The sequence below is a fragment of the Streptomyces sp. CWNU-52B genome, assembly GCF_047444975.1.
In the GTDB taxonomy this organism is placed as follows: Bacteria; Actinomycetota; Actinomycetes; order Streptomycetales; family Streptomycetaceae; genus Streptomyces.
The window spans coordinates 137,905-159,765 of sequence record NZ_JBLFJV010000030.1; the positions used below are offsets into that span (position 1 = coordinate 137,905).

Sequence of the window (21,861 nt, forward strand, 5' to 3'; positions counted from 1 at the left end):
CATTCGGACCGTGTACGGTCCCGTTCGCCATCCAAGCCGATCACTCTTGAGGAGTCCGGTTGGGTGTCGATTGAGTAACAGACCTTGATGTGAGGCAAAATCTCCGCCTCAGGTCGGGCACAAGTCCGGCCTCTCACGCGTTACCTGCGCTGAGACACCGCAGACACCCAGAGGGGGAGAGCGACATGGCAACGGATTACGACACCCCACGCAAGACCGACGACGACGTCGACTCGGACAGCCTTGAAGAACTCAAGGCTCGCCGGAACGACAAGTCGACTTCGGCGGTCGACGTGGACGAGTTCGAGGCCGCCGAAGGCCTGGAACTGCCCGGAGCGGACCTTTCGAACGAGGAACTGGCCGTCCGGGTCCTCCCGAAGCAGCAGGACGAGTTCACCTGCATGAGCTGCTTCCTGGTCCACCACCGCAGCCAGCTGGCCAGGGAGAAGAACGGTCAGCCGATCTGCCGCGACTGCGACTGAGGCAGGGCGGCCGTGACAGGCTCGACCCCGCCCTGGAAGCGCCGCTTTCGTGACCGGGGAGCGGCCGGTCCGTCTCAGGACGGCATGCGTGACGACGAGCGGGGCCACCCGGCCTCGCTCGAAGCAGTGGACGCGACAGGCGCCTCCGGTGCCTTGGAGGTACCGGTGACCAAGGCGCCTGTCGCCAGACGCCGAGCGGCCGCAGTCGGCCACGGGGTCAAGGAAGGTGTCCGTCGGGGCGGCAGCCGGGCCAGGAGCGCCCTGGCGTACCTCACCGACCGCATCATCGAGAACGCCCCGCGGATCCCCGTACGCGACCTCGACGCGCTCCGGAAGCAGTTCCCGGCCCTGGGGCCCGAGGAGCTCGCGGACAAGCTCGTCGCGGGCGCGTGCAACGCGACATCCACGGTGGGCGCGGGAGTCGGCGCCGCCGCGATGATGCCCGTACCACCGGCGATGCCGGCGGAACTGGCCGCCGAGATCACCGGCGTCGCCGCGATCGAGCTGAAGCTGATCGCCGAGCTGTACGAGGTCTACGGACTCCGGCCGCCCGGCAGCCTGAAGGACCGCTCCACCGCGTATCTGAACTCGTGGTCGCAGGAGCGCGGCATCGACGTGACCAAGCCGTCGACGTTCAACTCGGCCCTCGGGGGCCACATGAAGCGCGAACTGCGCCAGCAGATCATGAAGCGCATGGTCAGGAACCTGCCGAACCTGATGCCGTTCATGGTGGGCGCCGCCGTGGGGGCGGTCATGAACCGCCGTGACACGAGAAAGCTCGCGGAGAGAGTCCGCAAGGACCTCCGCAAGGCGCAGGTGCCCTGGGACGCGCTCCCGGCACTGCCGCCCCTGGAGACCCCGGCCGACCCGCTGACCATGGGGGACGCCCCCAGAGAGCTGGGGAGCTGAGCCCGGCCGGGTCCTGACCGGACACCGGCCGGCGTGGCCGTGGGGTAAAGGTCTGACCCGCTGGAGGAAAAGCTTTCGTACGGGCGCCTGTACGGCTCCACCGGGGTGGAGCCGTGGACGGGTGCGCTACGCGGCCGTACGCGCCGCGTCCAGCGCCGCCGCCAGACGCTCCGGATCACGGGTCGACAGATAGACGTACGGCGTCGGGTCCGCCGGGTCGGTGATGTCCACGCGCAGCGCCGTGGGGACATAGGCGCGCAGCAGCATGTGGGCGCGGCCGTCCGCCTTGAACGACCGCCAGGCGCGGGCCTCTTCGGGGTCGAGGACATGGGCCTCGCCCAGGGCGGAGACCGGGATCCGGGCGTCGCCCGCGATCAGGGAGCCGCCCACCACCCGAATCCGCACCGAGCCGTACGAACTGGCCACCACCGCCGACACCGCCGTGCCGCCGACCAGTCCGCCCAGGAGGGGCAGGGTGCCGAAGGGGAGCAGGATCAGGGCCATCGAGACGCCCACCAGCAGGCAGACGAGCCACCAGGTGCGCGGTGCGGTCAGACGTTCCTCGTACGGCGGGGCAAGGGGCTGCGAGGCGGAGGGCTGCATGGTGCCAAGCCTGCCACGGTGCGTGCGGTGCGCTGACGCGGAGGTAAGGTCTGCGCCTGTGAGTGGTACATCTTCGGCCCTGCGGCCCCCGGCCGACGCCGTGGCGCCGGTGCGCCATCCTGACGCGCCCGCCCCGGGCGAACTCCTCGGCGCGCACTACGACCGCTGTTTCGGCTGCGGCGGCGGACAGCCGCACGGGCTGCACCTCGAAGCGCGGGCCGGTGACGGCGTGCGGATCACCGCCGAGTTCACCGTGAAGTCCGCGCACCAGGGCGCTCCCGGTCTGGCGCACGGCGGAGTCCTCGCCAGCGCCCTCGACGAGACCCTCGGCGCACTGAACTGGCTGCTGCGCACCATCGCGGTGACCGGCAGGCTGGAGACCGACTACGTGCGGCCCGTGCCCGTGGGCACCGTGCTGTACCTGGAGGCCGAGGTCGCGGCGGTGGCGGGACGCAAGATCTACTCGTCCGCCACCGGGCGCATCGGCGGCCCCGAGGGGCCCGTCGCCGTCCGCGCGGACGCGCTCTTCATCGAGGTGAAGGTCGACCACTTCGTGGCCAACGGCCGCCAGGAGGAGATCCGGGCGGCCATGGACGACCCCGACCAGGTCCGCCGTGCCCGTGCCTTCGAGGTGAACCCGTGACCCCCGCCAAGGACCCCGTGGGTGTGCTGATCAAGCGCGTCGACCCGGACGTACCGCTCCCGGAGTACGCGCACCCCGGCGACGCCGGCGCGGATCTGCGGACCACGCGGAGCCATGTGCTGGACCCCGGGGAACGTGCCGTGCTCCCCACCGGGGTGAGCATCGCGCTCCCCGAGGGGTACGCGGCCTTCGTGCACCCCCGTTCCGGGCTCGCCGCCCGCTGCGGTGTCGCTCTCGTGAATGCCCCAGGGACGGTTGATGCCGGGTACCGTGGGGAGATCAAGGTGATCGTGGTGAATCTCGACCCGCGCGAGTCCGTGCGGTTCGAGCGCTTCGACCGGATTGCCCAACTGGTCGTCCAGCAGGTCGAGAAGGTGCGCTTCCAGGAGGTCGCGGAGCTTCCCGACTCGGCGCGGGCCGCAGGGGGCTTCGGGTCCACCGGCGGGCATCTGGCGGTGGACGGCACAACGGGTGGGAATCGATACGCTTCGGTCGTATCCGACCGGGAAGGACAGTGACGTGTTCGGACGTCGCAAGAAGGGCAGTGCCGCCGAGGACGCGGCGGGCGAGGCCGAGCAGGTCGTCGACGGAGTCGACACTGAGGCGGACGAGGGGGAGCGCGGGCGCGTGAGGCTCGAGCCGGAGCCGCGCCCCGACGGTCCCTGGGACAGCACCGAGGTGCGCGACCCGGCCGAGGGCCGGGTCGACCTGGGCGGTCTTTTCGTGCCCGGGGTCGACGGCATGGAGCTCCGGGTGGAGGTCGCGGGTGACGCGATCGTCGCGGCCACGGTGGTGCTGAAGGACAGCGCCGTCCAGTTGCAGGCCTTCGCCGCTCCCAAGCGGGAGGGCATCTGGGGCGAGGTGCGCGAGGAGATCGCCACCGGGATCACCCAGCAGGGCGGTGTCATCGACGAGGTCGAGGGCTCGCTGGGCTGGGAGCTGCGTGCCCAGGTACCGGTGCAACTGCCGGACGGGACGGGCGGTTTCCAGGTCGTCCGGTTCATCGGTGTGGACGGCCCCCGCTGGTTCCTGCGCGGAGTGATCTCCGGTCAGGGCGCGGTGCAGCCGCAGGCCGCCGGTCTGCTGGAGCAGATCTTCCGGGACACCGTGGTGGTCCGCGGAGAGGGCCCGATGGCGCCGCGCGACCCGATCGTCCTGAAGCTGCCGGACGACGCGCAGATGGTCGCGGAGGGTGTCCAGCAGGAGGAGCAGGCCGGGTCCCGCTTCTCCGGCGGCATGGGGCAGTTGCAGCGCGGCCCCGAGACCACCGAGGTCCGCTAGCCGGTACCTGGCCGTGTGCACGTGAGTGTGACGGGCCGCATTCCCTTCGGGGGGTGCGGCCCGCCGTCGTTTCCGGCCCGGCCGGTGGGCCGAACGGGTGAAGAAAGGCCCGAGTCGCCCCTCAGAAGTGGCTACGCTGCGTCACCCTGGGCGTGGCGGGGGAGAGAGCCGACAGGACAAGAAAGGCCATGGGGGGTTCGGGATGGGTACCAACTGGATCGAGAAGGCACAGCGGTTGGGCGACGGGAGCATCGGAGGCGCGATGGATCTTCCGTCGGTCCCGGGCCGCGTCGTCTGGCACACCACGGAGAGCGGTACGGGCGACGGCGCGTTCAGCTCCGTGTCGGCGCACCTGATGGCTGTCGCCGCCGAGCCGCACCTCCTGTACGACCCGACGACCGACCGGCTCGGCCAGTTCGGTCCGTTGAACCAGAGCGCCCGCGCCCTGCGCAACGACGGGGACACGAGGACCAACCGCGTCGGAGAGGTCTGCATCCAGATCGAGGTGCTCGGGCGGGCCACCAAGCCGTTCACCGATACCTGGAAGCCGGGCGCGAACTACCGGGCCCTGATGGCCGCGATCCGCTCCTGGAAGATCCCGGACACCTTCCCGGCCGGGCGCCTCGCGACCTCGGGCGCCGACGCGACCAACCGCCCCCGCGCGGTGTGGATGAGCAAGGGCGGTCACTACGGCCACGCGAACATCCCGGGCAACGACCACTGGGACCCGGGCAGCATCGACAAGTCCGCCCTCTTCGAGGCGGCTCCGGTGGACGCCCCGGACACCGGCACCACTCCCGACGAGCCCGTCGTCGACCTCAGTAACCTGATCGCCGCGGCGCGCCGCGACCCGGGTCTGCCCCAGGGCGGCACGACCCACAAGCCGGACGTCCTGGTGGTCGAGAAGGCCCTCGTGGCGGAGGGGCTGCTGCCCAAACAGTGGGCCGACGGCTCCTTCGGCTCCAGAACCGTCGAGGCGTACGCGGCCCTCCAGCGGCGTTACGGCTTCAGCGGCGCCGACGCGAACGGCATCCCGGGCCGAACGACCCTGCGCAAGCTCGGCCGGCGGCACGGGTTCACGGTCAAGGCCTGACGATGCCAGGGCGGCGCCCTGGCGTGCGGGCTTGGCGGGTTCGGAGGGGCCCAGGGCGGGCTCGATGGGAGGGGCGGGCCTCGGGTCTCCGTGGCGGCAGGGGTCTGTGCGAACCACACGGCAGGGGCGAACTGGCGGGGCCGTCGGTTCGCGTGGGCCCGTGGGTTCCGGGTGGTTTTCGGACGGCGCCCGTCCGCGTGACCTGCGGCCGGCATCCCGTGGCTGCCGATTCTCTTGACGCGGACATGGTCTGTACCTATGGTCACCGGCCAACGCCTGTGTTCATAAAGGCATTCCGTGTTCACATACGAGAACGGATGGCCCCCCACATGATGCCGACCGCTCCGGTTCCCCCGCGTCACCGTCACCGTCACCGCGGAGCATCCCGCTTCGCGCTCCTCGCCACCGCCGTCGCCCTGCTGGCCGGTGCCCTCGCCTGGCCCGCCGCGCAGCGCGCCGAGGCCGCGCCCGCCGCCTTCGCGCACCCCGGAGTCACCGTCTCCCGCGGCCAGTTGGACTTCGCCCGGCAGCAGGTCGGCGCAGGTGCCCAGCCGTGGAAGGGCGCGTACGACCAGATGATGGCGAGCAAGTACGGCTCGCTCACCCGCACCGCCAAACCCCGGGCGGTCGTCGAGTGCGGCTCGTACTCGAACCCGAACAACGGCTGCACCGACGAGCGCGAGGACGCGATCGCCGCGTACACCCAGGCCCTGGCCTGGTACGTCACGCGCGACGCCCGGCACGCGAAGAAGGCGATCGAGCTGATGGACGCCTGGTCCGCGACCATCAAGGACCACACCAACAGCAACGCCCCGCTGCAGACCGGCTGGGCGGGCTCGTCCTGGCCCAAGGCCGCCGAGATCATCAAGTACACGTACGACGGGGGCTGGGCCGGCTCCGGCCGCTTCGCGACCATGCTGCGCGACGTCTATCTGCCCAAGGTCGTCAACGGCTCCAACTCCAACGGCAACTGGGAGCTGTCGATGATGGAGGCCGCCGTCGGCATCTCCGTCTTCCTGGAGGACAAGAGCTCGTACGACAAAGCCATGGCGAAGTTCCGCACCCGTACGGCCGCCTACGTCTATCTTTCGTCCGACGGCGCCCTGCCGAAGACCGTGCCGAGCCAGAACCTCGACACCGTACAGAAGATCGTCAACTACTGGCAGGGCCAGTCCACCTTCGTCGACGGGCTCACCCAGGAGACCTGCCGGGACTTCACCCACACCGGGTACGGCATCTCCGCGATCTCGCACATCGCCGAGACCAGCCGTATCCAGGGCCAGGACCTGTACGGCACCGACGTCGGTGAGCGGCTGCGGTACGCGCTGGGCTTCCAGGCGAAGTACCAGCTCGGCGAGGCGGCCCCGAGCTGGCTGTGCGGCGGCACGCTGCACCTCGGACTCGGACCCGTCACCGAGGTCGGCCACAACGCCCTGCACAACCGTCTCGGCCACGCCATGACCAACACCGAGCGGCTGACGGCGCAGAACCGTCCGGCGGGGAGCAACAACCTCTTCGTCGCCTGGGAGACGCTCACACACGGCGACAACCCGAGCTGAGGCGTCGCGGGTCAGGACCACTCTGCTGAACCTCGTCGACGGGCTCGGCCTCTCCGGACCGGGCGAGAGCGGGCTGCCGGAGCCGCGCCGGGCCGACCGGGTCCCGGACAGGTGCGATGCCTCGGGCCCGGTGGGTCAGGTCCGGTGCGTCAGGGTTCTGTCAAGGAGCCCGTCCGCGTGCCTCCTCGTCCGGTTCGCCCGGATCGTCGGCCGTAGGGTCGGTCTCCTCGGCGTGCGAGGCGTACGCGGTGGGTTTGGGAAGACAATGAGGCCATGGGACGCGGCAAGCTTCGGATCTACCTCGGTGCGGCACCGGGCGTCGGCAAGACGTACGCGATGCTGTCCGAGGCGCACCGCCGGGTCGAGCGGGGCGCGGACTGCGTGGTGGCGTTCGTCGAGCTCCACGACCGGCCGCGTACCGAAGTGATGCTGCACGGCCTGGAGCAGGTCCCCCGCAGGGAGCTGGCCCACCGCGGCACCGCCTTCACCGAGATGGACGTCGACGCCGTCCTGGAGCGTGCCCCGGCCGTCGCCCTCGTGGACGAACTGGCGCACACCAATGTCCCCGGCTCCCGGAACGCCAAGCGCTGGCAGGACGTCGAACAGCTGCTCGCCGCCGGCATACACGTCGTCTCCACGGTCAACATCCAGCACCTGGAGTCGCTCGGTGACGTGGTCGAGTCCATAACCGGCGTACGCCAGCGCGAGACCGTCCCGGACGAGGTGGTGCGGCGGGCCGACCAGATCGAGCTGGTCGACATGTCGCCCCAGGCGCTCCGCCGCCGGATGGCCCACGGCAACATCTACAAGCCCGACAAGGTCGACGCGGCCCTGTCCAACTACTTCCGCCCCGGCAACCTCACCGCCCTGCGGGAACTGGCCCTCCTCTGGGTCGCCGACCGCGTCGACGAGTACCTCCAGCAGTACCGGGGCGAGCACGGCATCCGCTCCACCTGGCAGGCCCGCGAGCGCATCGTCGTCGGCCTGACCGGCGGCCCCGAGGGCCGTACGCTGATCCGCCGCGCGGCCCGGCTGGCCGAGAAGGGCGCCGGCGGCGAGGTCCTCGCCGTCTACATCGCCCGCAGCGACGGCCTCACCTCCGCCTCGCCCAAGGAACTGGCCGTCCAGCGGACCCTCGCCGAGGACCTCGGCGGCACCTTCCACCACGTGGTGGGCGACGACATCCCGACCGCGCTGCTGGAGTTCGCCCGCGGGGTCAACGCCACCCAGATCGTCCTGGGCTCCTCACGGCGCAAGGCCTGGCAGTACGTGTTCGGGCCCGGCGTCGGCGCCACGGTCGCCCGGGAGTCGGGGCCCGACCTGGACGTGCACATCGTCACGCACGACGAGGCGGGCAAGGGGCGCGGCCTGCCGGTCGCCAGGGGAGCCCGTCTCGGCCGGTCGCGGATCATCGCGGGCTGGCTCGTCGGAGTCGTCGGACCGGCGCTGCTCGCCCTGCTGCTGACCCACGTCGACGCGGATCTCGGGCTCGCCAACGACATGCTGCTGTTCCTGACCCTGATCGTGGCGGCGGCCCTGCTCGGCGGGCTCCTCCCGGCGCTCGCCTCGGCGGCCTTCGGCTCCCTCCTGCTGAACTACTTCTTCACCCCGCCACTGCGCCGGCTGACCATCGCGGACCCCAAGAACTTCGTCGCCATCGCGATCTTCGTGGGCGTGGCCATATCGGTCGCGTCGGTGGTGGACCTGGCCGCCCGCCGCACCCACCAGGCGGCCCGGCTGCGCGCCGAGTCGGAGATCCTCTCCTTCCTGGCGGGCAGTGTCCTGCGCGGCGAGACCAGCCTCGATGCCCTGCTGGAGCGGGTCCGCGAGACCTTCGGTATGGAGTCGGTCGCGCTCCTGGAGCGGGTCGGCGACCTCGAACCGTGGACCTGCGCGGGCAGCGTGGGCCCGAACCCGCCGAAGCTCCCCGAGTCCGCGGACGTGGACATGCCGGTGGGCGACCACACCGCGCTCGCCCTCTCCGGCCGGGTGCTGCCCGCCGAGGACCGCCGGGTCCTCGCCGCCTTCGCCGCCCAGGCCGTCGTCGTACTGGACCGCAAGCGTCTCCAGGAGGAGGCCGATCAGGCGCGCACGCTCGCCGAGGGCAACCGCATCCGTACGGCGCTCCTGGCCGCCGTCAGCCATGACCTGCGTACGCCGCTGGCCGCCATCAAGGCCGCCGTGACGTCCCTCAGGTCGGACGACGTGGCCTGGTCCGAGGAGGACGAGGCGGAGCTCCTGGAGGGCATCGAGGCGGGCGCCGACCGGCTCGACCACCTGGTGGGCAACCTGCTCGACATGTCCCGGCTCCAGACCGGCACGGTCACCCCGCTGATCCGCGAGATCGACCTGGACGAGGTCGTCCCGATGGCCCTGGGCGGCGTACCGGAACACAGCGTCGAACTGGAGATCCCCGAGACCCTGCCCATGGTCGCGGTCGACCCGGGCCTGCTGGAGCGCTCGGTCGCCAACATCGTCGAGAACGCCGTCAAGTACAGCCCCACCGGGGAACGCGTCCTCGTCGCCGCCAGCGCGCTCGGCGACCGGGTGGAGCTGCGCGTCGTGGACCGCGGCCGGGGCGTCCCGGACGAGGCGAAGGATCGTATCTTCGCCCCCTTCCAGCGCTACGGTGACGCCCCGCGCGGCGCCGGGGTGGGCCTCGGCCTCGCGGTCGCCCGCGGTTTCGCCGAGTCCATGGGCGGCACCCTCAACGCCGAGGACACCCCGGGCGGCGGCCTCACCATGGTCCTCACCCTCAGAGCGGGCCCCTCCCGCCCCGGCCCCGGGCTGCTCGGTCCCGGATCTCTCGGGGAGGCCGCGGAACCCGTACGAGAAGGCGCGGAATCCGTACCGGCCGGAGAACCTGGACAGGGCACGGAAACCGGGCCGGCCCCGGAAGCCGGACCCGGCGCAGAACCCGGACAAGGCGCAGAACCCGTACAGCCGGAAAGGCAGGCTTCATGACCCGCGTCCTCGTGGTCGACGACGAGCCGCAGATCACCCGGGCCCTCGTGATCAACCTCAAGGCACGCAAGTACGAGGTCGACGCGGCCCCAGACGGCGCCACCGCCCTCCAGCTCGCGGCCGCCCGCCACCCCGACGTGATCGTCCTCGACCTGGGCCTGCCCGACATGGACGGCGTCGAGGTGATCAGGGGGCTGCGCGGCTGGACGCGCGTACCGATCCTCGTGCTGTCCGCCCGGCACTCCTCCGACGAGAAGGTGGAGGCCCTCGACGCGGGCGCCGACGACTACGTGACCAAGCCCTTCGGCATGGACGAGCTGCTCGCCCGGCTGCGTGCGGCCGTCCGCCGGGCCGAGCCCACCGGGGGCGGCGAGGACGACGTGATCGTCTCGACGGAGGACTTCACCGTCGACCTGGCGGCCAAGAAGGTCAACCGGGCGGGCCGCGACGTCCGCCTGACCCCGACCGAGTGGCACCTCCTGGAGGTGCTGGTCCGCAACACGGGCCGGCTGGTCAGCCAGAAGCAGCTGCTCCAGGAGGTCTGGGGCCCCTCCTACGGCACCGAGACGAACTACCTGCGGGTCTACATGGCCCAGCTGCGCCGCAAGCTGGAGGCGGACCCGTCGCATCCCCGGCATTTCGTCACCGAGCCGGGGATGGGGTACCGGTTCGAGCCGTGAGCCGTGAGCCGTGAGCCGTGAGCCGTGAGCCGTGAGCCGTGAGCCGTGGGGCCGTGAGCGGGGTGCCGTGGGGCGGACCGGTTCGGGTGGTAAAGCGCCACGGGTACGTAGGTGTCAGCCACCGCCGGTACGCTTTGAGACATGAGTGCTGTCCCTCGTTCCGAAAAGCCGGTGGGCCGGTTCCGGCGCATGCTCGACCGGCTCTCCTCCTCCCAGGAGGACCTGGAGTCGGAGGAGCTGCGGGAGGACGCCGAGACGGCGGGCTGTACACGCATCGGCGACTGCCGTGACCGACAGGTGGTCACGGTTACTGGTACCTTGCGCACGGTCACCCTGCGCCCGAGGGCCGGTGTCCCGGCCCTGGAGGCCGAGCTGTTCGACGGTTCGGCCGCCCTGGACGTGGTGTGGCTCGGCAGGCGCTCCATAGTGGGGATAGAACCCGGACGCAAGGTGATCGCGTCGGGCCGGATCTCGATGAGCCGGGGCCGCCGCGTGCTGTTCAATCCGAAGTACGAACTCAGACCCCTCGGACGGGAGTAGCCGGTGACGTCCCTCGACAAGCCGACCGAAGACGCCCAGCGGGATGCGCAGGACTCGCGGGCGGTGACCGAGGCCGCCCTCTTCGAGGCGTTCGGCGGTCTGCGGGGCATGATCGAGACGGTCCTGCCGGGCCTGCTCTTCGTCACGATCTACACGATCAACAAGGACCTGCACTCGGCGGCCATCGCGGCCCTCGGTGTGTCGATCCTGCTGGTCGTGGTGCGCCTCGTCATGAAGGGCACCGTCAAGCACGCGTTCAGCGGCGTCTTCGGTGTCGCCTTCGGTGTCGTCTTCGCGATGATGACGGGCAACGCGAAGGACTTCTATCTGCCGGGCATGCTCTACACGCTCGGCCTCGCCCTCGCCTACATCGTCACGACGCTCGCCGGAGTCCCCCTGATCGGCCTGATCCTCGGCCCGGTCTTCAAGGAGAACCTCTCCTGGCGCACGCGCAACCCCGGTCGCAAGAAGGCGTACGCGAAGGCCAGTTACGCGTGGGGCCTGATCCTGCTCGCCAAGTGCGCGATCCTCTTCCCGCTGTACTGGTGGGGTGACACCACCCAGTTCGGCTGGGTGCTGATCGCCCTGAAGATCCCGCCCTTCCTCCTCGCGGTCTGGCTGACCTGGGTCTTCCTCGCGAAGGCTCCGCCGCCGATCGACGTGTTCGCGGAGATGGAGGCGGCGGAGAAGGCCGAGCAGGAGCGCAAGTCGGTGTCCGGCTCCGCCGAGTAGGCACCCGCTGCCGGTGTGGGGCACTGGGCGCTGCCGCCCCGGGTCCCCGCTGTCGGCCTTAACGGCCTCGGCCTCGTCCTCGAACGCCGGACGGGCTGGTCGGCGGCCGGCCAGGGCTGGGAAGTCAGGGAAGTCGGGGGCGCCCGGGGAAATCCGGGCGCCCCCATTCTCGTATCTCTGCGTATCTCCGGGCTCAGCCCGTTCTCCGGGCTCAGCCCGTCATGTCCTGGCGGCGTACCGACAGGAGGTCCTCCAGTTGTTCCTCGCGGGCCTGGGCCGCGACGAACAGCAGTTCGTCGCCCGCCTCCAGGGAGTCCTCGCGGCTCGGGGTGAGCACGCGGGTGCCGCGGATGATGGTGACGAGGGAGGTGTCCTCGGGCCATGCCACGTCACCGACCTGGGTACCGGCCAGGGCGGACTCCGGGGGCAGCGTCAACTCGACGAGGTTGGCGTCGCCGTGGCTGAAGCGCAGCAGCCTGACCAGGTCGCCGACGCTCACCGCCTCCTCGACCAGGGCCGACATCAGACGCGGGGTCGAGACGGCGACGTCCACGCCCCACGACTCGTTGAACAGCCACTCGTTCTTGGGGTTGTTGACGCGGGCGACGACCCGCGGGACCCCGTACTCGGTCTTCGCGAGCAGGGAGACGACGAGGTTGACCTTGTCGTCACCCGTGGCCGCGATCACCACGTTGCAGCGCTGGAGCGCCGCCTCGTCCAGGGACGTGATCTCGCAGGCGTCGGCGAGGAGCCACTCCGCCATCGGGACGCGCTCGACCGAGATGGCGGTCGGCGCCTTGTCGATCAGCAGGACCTCGTGCCCGTTCTCCAGGAGCTCGCCCGCGATCGAGCGGCCCACGGCGCCGGCACCGGCAATGGCGACCCTCATCAGTGACCGCTCTCCTCTTCGGGGCCCTCGGCGAACGACGCCTCGACCTTTTCGATGGCGTCCGTACGCATCATCACGTGCACCAGGTCGCCCTCCTGCAGCACCGTCTGCGAGCTGGGCAGCACCGCTTCGCCCAGCCGCGTCAGGAAGGCCACCCGCACTCCGGTCTCCTCCTGGAGCCGGCTGATCCGCTGGCCCACCCACGCCGTCGACGCGTGCACCTCGGCGAGCTGCACCCCTCCGGTGGGGTCCCGCCACAACGGCTCGGCGCCCGACGGCAGCAGCCTGCGCAGCATCTGGTCGGCCGTCCAGCGGACCGTGGCGACGGTGGGGATGCCCAGGCGCTGGTAGACCTCGGCGCGGCGGGGGTCGTAGATGCGCGCGGCCACGTTCTCGATGCCGAACATCTCGCGGGCCACCCGGGCGGCGATGATGTTCGAGTTGTCGCCGCTGGAGACGGCGGCGAACGCGCCGGCCTCCTCGATGCCCGCCTCGCGCAGAGTGTCCTGGTCGAAGCCGACGCCGGTCACACGACGGCCGCCGAACCCGGAGCCGAGCCGTCGGAAGGCGGTGGGGTCCTGGTCGATCACGGCGACCGTGTGCCCCTGTTGCTCCAGGGTCTGGGCAAGAGCGGAACCCACTCTTCCGCAGCCCATGATGACGATGTGCACGACCGTCCTTCCGGTGTGAAAGTACTGCTCAGGCTGAAACAGGGTCTCAGACCGACGCCCAAGCTACACACGCACGGTCCGTGGGCGGCACCCCCGTGCACGTTCACCCACGACTCGCCGGTACCCGCTGACGATCAGCGTCGGCTGATGCTCCGCACGCTGACGAGAGTCAGGATTCCCAGTCCGACAAGTCCGGCGGCGGCGCCGATGAGTTCAGCGGTGGCGTGCATGGGACCTCCATGAATGGGCAAAGAGCGGCAAAGATTTGGCTTTTTTCATATAGGCATGGGCGTTCACTCGGTCAGGGATCCAGCGGCGCGCCCGCATCGGATTTCACTCGTAGAGCGGGTCGTCAACGGGTAGTGAGCGGGTCGTGAACCGGTCCGGGACGGGGTGTGAGCGGGTCGGGAGCCGTTCGACGGACGTTCGGGAGCGGATTGCGAACAGATCGGGACCGGATCGGGACGGGCTCGGGACTGGCGTGGGAGCGGATCGCGAGTGGATCCGGGCGCGTGTCCTTCCGATCGGGCGCCACGGAGTGCGGGGGAGGGTGGGCGGTGGGCTGTTCGACCGCTTACGATCCTCACCGTGTCCAAACTGACCGACGTGCCCAAACGGATCTTGATCGGGCGCGCACTGCGCAGTGACCGGCTCGGAGAGACACTCCTGCCGAAGCGCATCGCACTCCCCGTTTTCGCCTCCGACCCGCTCTCCTCCGTGGCGTACGCGCCGGGAGAAGTGCTGCTCGTCCTGTCCATCGCGGGCGTGTCGGCCTATCACTTCAGCCCCTGGATCGCCGTCGCGGTCGTCGTGCTGATGTTCACCGTTGTCGCCTCCTACCGGCAGAACGTGCACGCCTACCCCAGCGGCGGCGGCGACTACGAGGTGGCCAACACCAACCTCGGCCCCAAGGCCGGTCTCACCGTCGCCAGCGCGCTGCTCGTGGACTACGTCCTCACCGTCGCCGTGTCGATCGCGTCCGGCATCGAGAACCTCGGCTCGGCGATCCCCTTCGTCGTCGAGCACAAGGTCCTCTGCGCGGTCGCCGTGATCGTGCTGCTCACGCTGATGAACCTGCGCGGGGTCAAGGAGTCGGGGAAGCTCTTCGCCATCCCGACGTACGTGTTCGTGACGGGTGTCTTCCTGATGATCGCGTGGGGCGCGTTCCGCGGGATCGTCCTCGGCGACACCATGAAGGCGCCCACCGCCGACTTCGAGATCAAGGCCGAACACCAGGGGCTCGCGGGCTTCGCTCTCGTCTTCCTGCTGCTGCGCGCCTTCTCCTCCGGCTGCGCCGCGCTCACCGGCGTCGAGGCGATCAGCAACGGCGTCCCGGCCTTCCGCAAGCCCAAGTCCAGGAACGCGGCGACGACGCTCGCGGCGATGGGCCTGCTCGCCGTCACCATGTTCTGCGGCATCATCGCGCTGGCCATGGCGACGAAGGTCCGCATGGCCGAGAACCCGGCGCACGACCTGCTGGAGAACGGCGCCGCGGTCGGCGCGGACTACGTCCAGAACCCGGTGATCTCCCAGGTCGCCGAGGCGGTGTTCGGTGACGGCAGCTTCCTCTTCATCGTGCTCGCGGCGGCCACCGCGCTCGTGCTCTTCCTGGCCGCGAACACCGCGTACAACGGTTTCCCGCTGCTCGGCTCGATCCTCGCCCAGGACCGTTACCTGCCGCGCCAGCTGCACACCCGTGGTGACCGGCTCGCGTTCTCGAACGGCATCGTGCTGCTCGCCGGCGCGGCCATCCTGCTGATCTGGGTCTACGGCGCCGACTCGACCCGCCTCATCCAGCTCTACATCGTCGGCGTGTTCGTGTCCTTCACGCTGAGCCAGACCGGCATGGTCCGGCACTGGAACCGCCACCTGGCCGCCGAGAAGGACCAGGCCAAGCGCCGCCACATGGTCCGCTCCCGCGCCATCAACGCGTTCGGCGCCTTCTTCACCGGGCTGGTCCTGGTCGTCGTCCTCGGCACCAAGTTCACACACGGTGCCTGGGTCGCCCTGCTCGGCATGGTGATCTTCTACGCGACGATGTCCGCGATCCGTAAGCACTACGACCGGGTGGCCGAGGAGATCGCCGCGCCCGAGGGCCCGTCCGACGACAGCCTGCGCCCCTCCCGGGTCCACTCCGTCGTCCTGATCTCCAAGATCCACCGGCCGACGCTGCGCGCCCTCGCCTACGCCAAGCTGATGCGCTCCGACTCGCTGGAGGCGCTGAGCGTCAACGTCGACCCGACCGAGACGAAGGCCCTGCGGGACGAGTGGGAGCGCCGCGGCTTCACCGTGCCGCTGAAGATCCTCGACTCGCCGTACCGCGAGGTCACGCGCCCGGTCATCGAGTACGTGAAGGGGCTGCGCCGGGAGTCGCCGCGGGACGTGGTGTCGGTGATCATCCCCGAGTACGTGGTCGGCCACTGGTACGAGCACCTGCTGCACAACCAGAGCGCCCTGCGGCTCAAGGGCCGACTGCTGTTCACGCCGGGTGTCATGGTGACGTCGGTGCCGTACCAGCTGGAGTCCTCCGAGGTGGCCAAGAAGCGGGCCCGCAGACGCTCGGAGTGGACCGCCCCGGGCTCGGTGCGGCGCGGCCCGGCGGAGGAGCGGCACAAGGAGTCCCAGACTCCGAAGAGCTGAGGCACGGTGAACGGGGTGGCCTCCGGCCCGGTGAGCGGCGCGGCGGGCGGTGCGGTGAGCGGTGTGGTGAGCGGCCGGGCGGCGTCCACGTAGACTGGTGGGCTGTTGTCCGGTCGTTCCGGTTGTTCCGGCCGTTCCCCCCTTCCTTTCGCATTTGGAGTCACCCCGCCATGCAGGCAGAACCGAAGAAAACGCCGGCGGGGTCGCTCGTGGGGCAGGAGTACGAGGTCGAGATCGGCCCCGTCGCGCACGGCGGGCACTGCATCGCCCGTACCGACGCCGGGCAGGTCCTCTTCGTACGGCACGCGCTGCCGGGTGAGCGGGTCCTGGCGCGGGTGACGGACGGCGAGGAGGACTCGCGCTTCCTGCGCGCCGACGCGGTCGAGATCCGGGAGGCGTCCAAGGACCGGGTGGCCGCCCCGTGTCCCTACGCCGGCCCCGGGCGCTGCGGCGGCTGCGACTGGCAGCACGCCAAGCCGGGTGCGCAGCGGCGCCTGAAGGGCGAGGTCGTCACCGAGCAGCTCCAGCGGCTGGCGGGCCTCACACCGGAGGAGGCCGGCTGGGACGGCACGGTGATGCCGGCCGAGGGCGACAAGCTGCCCGCCGGTGAGGTGCCCGCCTGGCGTACGCGCATGCAGTACGCGGTGGACGAGGACGGCAACGCCGGTCTGCGCCGCCACCGGTCGCACGAGGTCGAGCCGATCGAGCACTGCATGATCGCCGCGCCCGGGGTCTCCGAACTGGGCATCGAGAAGCACGACTGGTCGGGCATGGAGTCGGTCGAGGCGATCGCGGCGACGGGTTCGCAGGACCGCATGGTGATCCTCGAACCGCGGCCCGGCGCGCGCCTGCCCCTCGTCGAGCTGGACAAGCCCGCCTCCGTGATGCGCGTCGAGGAGCACGACGGCGGGATCCACCGGGTCCACGGCCGCGCCTTCGTCCGCGAGCGGGCCGACGGGCGTACGCACCGGGTCGGCAGCGGCGGCTTCTGGCAGGTCCACCCGATGGCGGCCGACACGCTGGTCAAGGCCGTCATGCAGGGCCTGCTGCCGCGCAAGGGCGACATGGCGCTCGACCTGTACTGCGGCGTCGGCCTCTTCGCCGGCGCCCTCGCCGACCGCCTCGGCGACAAGGGCGCGGTCCTCGGCATCGAGTCCGGCAAGCGCGCGGTGGAGGACGCCCGGCACAACCTGGCCGCGTTCGACCGCGTCCGCATCGAACAGGGCAAGGTCGAGACGGTCCTGCCACGCACCGGCATCAAGGAGGTCGACCTGATCGTCCTCGACCCGCCCCGAGCGGGCGCCGGCAAGAAGACGGTCCAGCACCTGGCGTCACTGGGCGCCCGCAAGATCGCATACGTGGCCTGCGACCCGGCGGCGCTGGCACGGGACCTGGCGTACTTCAAGGAGGGCGGGTACCGGGTGCGGACGCTGAGGGCGTTCGATCTGTTCCCGATGACGCATCATGTGGAGTGCGTGGCGATCCTGGAACCGGTGGCGAAGGGCGCCTGACCTGCGGTTTTGCCCGTGCGCGTTATGGGCGGTGTGGGCGTTACGGGCGATATCTTGACGCTGAAATGACGCCCGTGACGCTCATTTGACGCTCGTTCTGATGGGGTGTCAGGTGTGTTGCGTTGCTGGTCAGGCGCTCCGATGCGTAAGCCGGTCAAGCGTGATCGCCGAGAATTTCGTGGTGCCAAGCGGTCAGGCTCAGCCAACCGGTGCGGACCGCCCGGCAGGTTCTTCGCCTTCTGGTGGTACAGGGCTCGCACGTCGCTGACCAGTAGAAACGATGCTAGTTGGAATGTGTGACTGGCCGCTGGCCCGCGTCTGGTCCGGATCTTGGCTTCGAAACCTTGGTTCAGAGCGTGCCCCGGCAGTCAGTGGAATCAGTCTGCTGACGCACGCTGTCGGCCGGGTTGATACCTCGTAGAGAGGAACAGCGGACTCATAATCCGCCGGCCGTGGGTTCGAGTCCCACCCGCCCCGCCAGCCTTCCCCTGCGGAAACGTTCTGACCTGCGGAAACGTAGATCTCGCGGCGATTTTTCGTGCGGTATTAGGTCCTGTCCGATGGGTCGGGTGACCTGTCCACCCGAGAATCGTTCCGACATGCGTGGGGCGAGGTGATCTGTCGGATCAGGAGTGGGCGCGGTTGGAGTCTCATCTGCCGATGAACGTAGGGCGGGGCGGTCGCTGGAAGAGTCACCGCAGGGTGATCAACGGCACGGCATTCTCTTCTCTTCCGGCAACGGACCGGGATTCCTTGGCGTGATCTTCCAGCGCGCTTCGGGAAATGGAAGACGGTACATGACAGGCGTCGGCGGTGATCAGGGGGCGGCACATGGGAGAAGATCCTGCGGGCCGTTCAGGCCGACGCTGATGTGGACGGACGGATCGACTGGAGCATGGTCAGCGTGGACTCGACCCCCTGTCGTGCCCACCAACAAGCCGCCGGTGCCCATGCTGCAGCGCCGCGTATTCCAGGTCGCCCTGGCCATCCTGTTGAGCATCGTTCCGATGAAGCTCTGGGCCGTTCTCGGGGCGGGCTGACATGCAAGATCCACCTGGCTAGCGAGGGCGGCGGCAAAGCGTACTCATCCCGTCAGAACCGCTGGTATCTGTGGCGGCGTCAGATCAAGCACACCATTCCCGAGCGCATGGACCAGCGGGCCAATCGCCAGCGCCGTGGCAGCGCGGGCGGTCGGCCTACCGGCTTTGACAAGTCGATCTACAAATGCCGCAACGAAGTAGAGCGGACGTTCAATGCACTCAAGTGCTTCCGGGCCGTAGCCACCCGTTTCGACAAGCGTGCCTACGTCTTCCACGGAACGGTGACCGTTGCCTCGCTCCGCCTATGGCTCCGCTCGTGACGCGTCAGCAGCCCTGTTAGGGCCCTGTCTCCCGAAGCTGCCGCGAAGTGACAAGTGACTCTCTGTCATCGGAGTGACGCTCGGTCAGACGGTGCGGGGCGGGCCCGGGGGTGCCGTCGGCCCGTAGGGCGTCGAAGTCGGCGTGCGCCTGGGCGACGGCTTCGGGGTATGCCTTGCGCTTGGCGTGCTCGGTGAGGGCCCGGTAGGCGCTGGCCACGGAGGGGTTGTGGCCCTTTGCGCTTGCCGGTGGGGATGAACAGGTCGGGCGGAATCTGCTCGACGGACTCGCCGCCCGCGCGGCGCCGCAGCACGGTGTGGAGCCGACGCTGCGTCGCAGTCGACGTCACCGCTCACTGGCGTGCCCGTGCACGGCGTGGTCCAAGGGTTATCGGAGCAGGGGCATGAGGACGCCGTCGATGATCTGTGCGATGTCCTCGTCATTGATCGGGCGGTCGTGGACAACTCCCCAGTGGACAAGGAGGGCGATGGCGGCGGAGACCGCGATCGTGTGTCCGTCCTGGGGGTGGTTGGGTCGGGTAGGCAGGTCGCCACGCTGTGCCGCGTGGTCGAGCACGTCGGCGAGTGCCTGGTGCAGGGACTCGACATAGCGCACGCGGATGAGGCTGCACAGCTCCGGCTCCTGGCGGGCCGTGTCGAGGAGGGCCGAGACCAGGTCAGCCCGGGAGGTGTCCTGGTTGCCGATGGCGCTGGCCAGGGTGGCGAGGAGTTCGTCGCGCAGGTGCCCGTTGCCGAGGATGACCGGCGTGACGTCGTCGGTCAGTCCGGCGTGGCTGAGAGCCTCCGCGGCGAGTTCAGCCCGCGAGGGCCAGCGGCGGTACACGGTCGCCTTGCCCACCCCGGCCCGTGCCGCGGCCTTGTCCATGGTCATGGCCGGGTAGCCGCCTTCGGCGAGCAGCTCCGTCGCCGCGCGGAGGATCCGGGCGTCCCGGGCGGGATCGCGGGGCGGTCCGGAGAGGCCGGAAGGCCGCCGCAGCTGTGCACCGGGTTGTGGCATGGGGCTCTCCTCGCGAACTAGGACCGATTTGTTTCGAGTATAGCCGGGCTGTTAACGTCACCGAGTACCCGGAACATCTGCGTCTCGGGTTCGGGTGCACGGTTAGCGATAGGGAGTGAGGTGGCGCAGTGAAGGCCGTAGGTTTCACCGAGTTCGGCGGCAGCGAGGTCATGCGGGTACTGGAGCTGCCCGAACCGCACGCCGGACCGGGGCAGGTACGGATCAAGGTGGCCGCCGCCGCCGTCCACCCGGCCGACGTCAACATCCGCACCGGCCTCTCCGCCAAGTACAGCCCGGAGATGAACCCGCCCTCGGACGTGTACGTCGTGGGGTGGGAGATCGCCGGGACGATCGACGAGGTCGGAGAGGGCGCACGTCCGGAGCTGGCCCTCGGCACCGAGGTGGTAGCGGTCACGGAGCCGAAGCTGGACCAGGGCGGACAGGCACAGTACGTGGTCGCACCGGCGGAATCGGTGGTCCGCGCACCCATGGGCGTCGACCTGACGGCGGCCTCGACCCTGCTGATGGCCGCACTGACCGCACAGATGGGCCTGGATGCGCTGGCCCTGCCCCCGGGAGCGACAGTGGCGGTCACCGGCGCCGCCGGCGGGATCGGCGGCTACGCCGTGCAGCTGGCCAAGGCGGCCGGGCTGACAGTCATCGCCGACGCAGCGGACAAGGACCGCGACCTCGTCACGAACCTGGGCGCCGATCACGTACTCCCCCGCGGAGACGACTTCCCCGACGCGGTCCGCCGGCTGCGCCCCGACGGCGCGGACGGAATCATCGACGGCGGATCGGTGGGCGAGGCGGTAGCCGCAGCGGTACGCGACGGCGGCGCCATCGCGACCTTCAAGGGATTCACCGGCGCCACCGACCGGGGCGTGCGCTGGTTCCCCGTCTTCGTCTACGACCGCATCCGCGACACGGCCACTCTGACGCGGCTGCGCGACCAGGCCGAATCCGGCGCCCTCACGCTCCGCGTCGCGGGGAGCTACCCGCTCGAACAAGTCACCGAAGCGCACCAGCTCATCGAGGAAGGCGGAGTGCGGGGACGGCCCGTGCTCGTGTTCTAAGCCGAGAACCCAGTACCCCGGCCACTTCAGTCCTGGCCGGCTCGGCGATGCCGTGCCGAGTCCGACAGCCCCGTGCCCAGATCCCAGAGAACACGATCAACCGAAAGAAGGCTCGCCATGACATCCAACGACAAGGCCAAGGTGCTGGTCACCGGGGCGACCGGAATGCAGGGCGGCGCTGTCGCCCGCGCGCTCCTGCGCGCGGGACACCCCGTCACCGCGTTGGTGCGCAACCCCTCCTCGGCTCCCGCCCAGGCCCTGGCCGCACTGGGTGCGGTCCTGGCCACCGGGGACCTGGAGGACGTCGCCTCCCTGGAAGCGGCCGGCGCCGGACACGACGCGGTCTTCTCGGTGCAGCTGGCCAGTATCGACCCGGCCGATCCCGCCGAGCTCCGCCAGGCCGGCAACATCGTTACCGCGGCCCAGCGCGCCGGCATCACCCAGCTCCTGCACACGTCGGTATCGGCGACCAGGTGGCGTACCCAGCACCCGGACTTCGAGATCAACGATCCGGTGATGAAGGAATACTGGAACCAGAAGGACAAGACCGAGGAAGCGATCCGGCGCTCAGGGCTGCAACACTGGACCATCTTCAAGCCCGCTTGGTACATGGAGAACTTCCTCCCGCCCCGCCGGGAGTACATGGCCCCCGAGTTGCCTCACGGCAAGCTGGTCACCGCCATGAGCCCGCAGACCGAGCTGGCGCTCATCTGCGCCGACGACCTGGGTGCCGCCGTGGCAGCCACCGTCGCCGAGCCGAACAGGTTCCACGAGGCCGAGGTCGACCTCGCCGGCGATGCGCTGACCTACCCGCAGCTGGCCGACGTCCTCTCCCAGGCCACCAGCCGCGAGATCACCACCGACTTCATCTCCCTGGAAGAAAAGACACAGCGCAGCGGTGTATCCGCAGCGTTCGGCGACCGCTGGAACGACCGTGTCGGCTACCCCGCACGCCCCCACCACGCCGCCGCCTACGGCCTGACCACGACGCCCTTCGCACAGTGGGCAGCACGGCAGGACTGGAGCACCCTGACTGCTGAACGCAACTGAACTGACGCAGCCCTCCAGCGGGCAGTCGGCCATCACCTGACTGAAGACGCCTCCTCCTCCTCGTCTTCGTCAGACCGTGGCCGGCGCGCCGCTGCGTGGGCCGGCCAGCCCGGACAAGCCCCCCAGCTTTGCTACAGAGAGCTACTTTTCACTTCGCGGCAGC

At 70.0% G+C, this 21,861-nt stretch carries 19 protein-coding genes and 1 pseudogene; 16 read left to right on the forward strand and 4 right to left on the reverse strand.

Features of this window, described 5'->3' with window-relative positions:
- The first annotated feature begins 185 nt into the window (after window positions 1-185).
- Together ACLVWQ_RS27405 and ACLVWQ_RS27410 are read left to right on the forward strand one after the other, a co-directional pair.
- Window positions 186-482: a DUF4193 domain-containing protein gene (locus ACLVWQ_RS27405; protein WP_005481602.1), complete on the forward strand. Its 297-nt coding sequence runs from the start codon at window positions 186-188 to the stop codon at window positions 480-482.
- Between the two features lie 12 nt (window positions 483-494).
- Window positions 495-1,391: a hypothetical protein gene (locus ACLVWQ_RS27410; protein WP_414111855.1), complete on the forward strand. Its 897-nt coding sequence runs from the start codon at window positions 495-497 to the stop codon at window positions 1,389-1,391.
- Window positions 1,392-1,517: 126 nt separating this feature from the next.
- Here the strand turns inward: ACLVWQ_RS27410 and ACLVWQ_RS27415 are convergent, their stop codons facing one another.
- Window positions 1,518-1,994, reverse strand: coding sequence for a DUF3093 domain-containing protein (locus ACLVWQ_RS27415; RefSeq protein WP_414111856.1), 477 nt, complete (start codon window positions 1,992-1,994; stop codon window positions 1,518-1,520).
- A gap of 58 nt (window positions 1,995-2,052) precedes the next feature.
- Between ACLVWQ_RS27415 and ACLVWQ_RS27420 the strand changes: the two genes are divergently transcribed.
- The 9 genes from ACLVWQ_RS27420 to ACLVWQ_RS27460 all read left to right on the forward strand — a co-directional run bounded on the left by ACLVWQ_RS27420 (window position 2,053) and on the right by ACLVWQ_RS27460 (window position 11,486).
- Window positions 2,053-2,637 (forward strand): PaaI family thioesterase, encoded by a 585-nt coding sequence (locus ACLVWQ_RS27420; protein WP_414111857.1) that lies wholly within the window; start codon window positions 2,053-2,055, stop codon window positions 2,635-2,637.
- Window positions 2,634-3,155, forward strand: a complete 522-nt coding sequence (gene dut, locus ACLVWQ_RS27425) for a dUTP diphosphatase (RefSeq protein ID WP_414111858.1) — start codon at window positions 2,634-2,636, stop codon at window positions 3,153-3,155. Before ACLVWQ_RS27420 ends, dut begins: the two co-directional genes overlap by 4 nt.
- A gap of 1 nt (window position 3,156) precedes the next feature.
- A complete protein-coding gene (locus ACLVWQ_RS27430; RefSeq protein ID WP_414111859.1) occupies window positions 3,157-3,918 on the forward strand; it encodes a DUF3710 domain-containing protein in 762 nt (253 codons plus the stop codon).
- Between the two features lie 202 nt (window positions 3,919-4,120).
- Window positions 4,121-5,011 (forward strand): peptidoglycan-binding domain-containing protein, encoded by an 891-nt coding sequence (locus ACLVWQ_RS27435; protein WP_414111860.1) that lies wholly within the window; start codon window positions 4,121-4,123, stop codon window positions 5,009-5,011.
- Between the two features lie 332 nt (window positions 5,012-5,343).
- The gene (locus ACLVWQ_RS27440) at window positions 5,344-6,570 is read left to right on the forward strand and encodes an alginate lyase family protein (RefSeq protein ID WP_414111944.1); all 1,227 of its coding nucleotides are present in this window, start codon (window positions 5,344-5,346) and stop codon (window positions 6,568-6,570) included.
- A 273-nt stretch (window positions 6,571-6,843) separates the two neighbouring features.
- On the forward strand, window positions 6,844-9,534 hold the full coding sequence (locus tag ACLVWQ_RS27445) for an ATP-binding protein (RefSeq protein WP_414111861.1): 2,691 nt from the start codon (window positions 6,844-6,846) through the stop codon (window positions 9,532-9,534).
- Entirely contained in the window at window positions 9,531-10,214 is a 684-nt protein-coding gene (locus tag ACLVWQ_RS27450) for a response regulator (RefSeq protein ID WP_414111862.1), read from the forward strand. The genes ACLVWQ_RS27445 and ACLVWQ_RS27450 overlap by 4 nt, the downstream gene beginning before the upstream one ends.
- 141 nt (window positions 10,215-10,355) lie before the next feature.
- Complete coding sequence (locus ACLVWQ_RS27455) at window positions 10,356-10,754, forward strand: OB-fold nucleic acid binding domain-containing protein (protein ID WP_414111863.1); 399 nt, start codon at window positions 10,356-10,358, stop codon at window positions 10,752-10,754.
- A 3-nt stretch (window positions 10,755-10,757) separates the two neighbouring features.
- Window positions 10,758-11,486, forward strand: a complete 729-nt coding sequence (locus tag ACLVWQ_RS27460) for a DUF3159 domain-containing protein (protein ID WP_414111864.1) — start codon at window positions 10,758-10,760, stop codon at window positions 11,484-11,486.
- A 211-nt stretch (window positions 11,487-11,697) separates the two neighbouring features.
- On the opposite strand, the gene ACLVWQ_RS27465 is transcribed toward ACLVWQ_RS27460, so the two are convergent.
- Both ACLVWQ_RS27465 and ACLVWQ_RS27470 read right to left on the reverse strand, forming a co-directional pair.
- On the reverse strand, window positions 11,698-12,375 hold the full coding sequence (locus tag ACLVWQ_RS27465; protein ID WP_414111865.1) for a potassium channel family protein: 678 nt from the start codon (window positions 12,373-12,375) through the stop codon (window positions 11,698-11,700).
- On the reverse strand, window positions 12,375-13,046 hold the full coding sequence (locus ACLVWQ_RS27470; RefSeq protein WP_414111866.1) for a potassium channel family protein: 672 nt from the start codon (window positions 13,044-13,046) through the stop codon (window positions 12,375-12,377). Before ACLVWQ_RS27470 ends, ACLVWQ_RS27465 begins: the two co-directional genes overlap by 1 nt.
- Before the next feature lie 588 nt (window positions 13,047-13,634).
- Between ACLVWQ_RS27470 and ACLVWQ_RS27475 the strand changes: the two genes are divergently transcribed.
- From ACLVWQ_RS27475 to ACLVWQ_RS27485, 3 genes and pseudogenes are all read left to right on the forward strand, one after another.
- A complete protein-coding gene (locus ACLVWQ_RS27475; RefSeq protein ID WP_414111867.1) occupies window positions 13,635-15,686 on the forward strand; it encodes an APC family permease in 2,052 nt (683 codons plus the stop codon).
- Between the two features lie 170 nt (window positions 15,687-15,856).
- Window positions 15,857-17,197, forward strand: a complete 1,341-nt coding sequence (locus ACLVWQ_RS27480; protein WP_414111868.1) for a class I SAM-dependent RNA methyltransferase — start codon at window positions 15,857-15,859, stop codon at window positions 17,195-17,197.
- A 603-nt stretch (window positions 17,198-17,800) separates the two neighbouring features.
- Window positions 17,801-18,557: pseudogene (locus ACLVWQ_RS27485) on the forward strand (IS5 family transposase).
- Between the two features lie 385 nt (window positions 18,558-18,942).
- Here ACLVWQ_RS27485 and ACLVWQ_RS27490 read toward each other — a convergent pair.
- Window positions 18,943-19,572, reverse strand: a complete 630-nt coding sequence (locus ACLVWQ_RS27490; RefSeq protein ID WP_414111869.1) for a TetR/AcrR family transcriptional regulator — start codon at window positions 19,570-19,572, stop codon at window positions 18,943-18,945.
- A gap of 128 nt (window positions 19,573-19,700) precedes the next feature.
- Between ACLVWQ_RS27490 and ACLVWQ_RS27495 the strand changes: the two genes are divergently transcribed.
- A complete protein-coding gene (locus tag ACLVWQ_RS27495; protein WP_414111870.1) occupies window positions 19,701-20,648 on the forward strand; it encodes an NADP-dependent oxidoreductase in 948 nt (315 codons plus the stop codon).
- 117 nt (window positions 20,649-20,765) lie between these two features.
- Window positions 20,766-21,698: an NmrA family NAD(P)-binding protein gene (locus ACLVWQ_RS27500; protein WP_414111871.1), complete on the forward strand. Its 933-nt coding sequence runs from the start codon at window positions 20,766-20,768 to the stop codon at window positions 21,696-21,698.
- The last annotated feature ends 163 nt before the right edge of the window (window positions 21,699-21,861 follow it).

What these genes read in the sequence shown, in the direction of transcription:
- ACLVWQ_RS27405 (WP_005481602.1), top strand. Translation starts at nt 186, where the DNA reads ATGGCAACGGATTACGACACCCCACGCAAGACCGACGACGACGTCGAC.
- ACLVWQ_RS27415 (WP_414111856.1), bottom strand. Translation starts at nt 1,994, where the DNA reads ATGCAGCCCTCCGCCTCGCAGCCCCTTGCCCCGCCGTACGAGGAACGT.
- ACLVWQ_RS27435 (WP_414111860.1), top strand. Translation starts at nt 4,121, where the DNA reads ATGGGTACCAACTGGATCGAGAAGGCACAGCGGTTGGGCGACGGGAGC.
- ACLVWQ_RS27440 (WP_414111944.1), top strand. Translation starts at nt 5,344, where the DNA reads ATGCCGACCGCTCCGGTTCCCCCGCGTCACCGTCACCGTCACCGCGGA.
- ACLVWQ_RS27445 (WP_414111861.1), top strand. Translation starts at nt 6,844, where the DNA reads ATGGGACGCGGCAAGCTTCGGATCTACCTCGGTGCGGCACCGGGCGTC.
- ACLVWQ_RS27450 (WP_414111862.1), top strand. Translation starts at nt 9,531, where the DNA reads ATGACCCGCGTCCTCGTGGTCGACGACGAGCCGCAGATCACCCGGGCC.
- ACLVWQ_RS27455 (WP_414111863.1), top strand. Translation starts at nt 10,356, where the DNA reads ATGAGTGCTGTCCCTCGTTCCGAAAAGCCGGTGGGCCGGTTCCGGCGC.
- ACLVWQ_RS27465 (WP_414111865.1), bottom strand. Translation starts at nt 12,375, where the DNA reads ATGAGGGTCGCCATTGCCGGTGCCGGCGCCGTGGGCCGCTCGATCGCG.
- ACLVWQ_RS27480 (WP_414111868.1), top strand. Translation starts at nt 15,857, where the DNA reads ATGCAGGCAGAACCGAAGAAAACGCCGGCGGGGTCGCTCGTGGGGCAG.
- ACLVWQ_RS27490 (WP_414111869.1), bottom strand. Translation starts at nt 19,572, where the DNA reads ATGCCACAACCCGGTGCACAGCTGCGGCGGCCTTCCGGCCTCTCCGGA.
- ACLVWQ_RS27500 (WP_414111871.1), top strand. Translation starts at nt 20,766, where the DNA reads ATGACATCCAACGACAAGGCCAAGGTGCTGGTCACCGGGGCGACCGGA.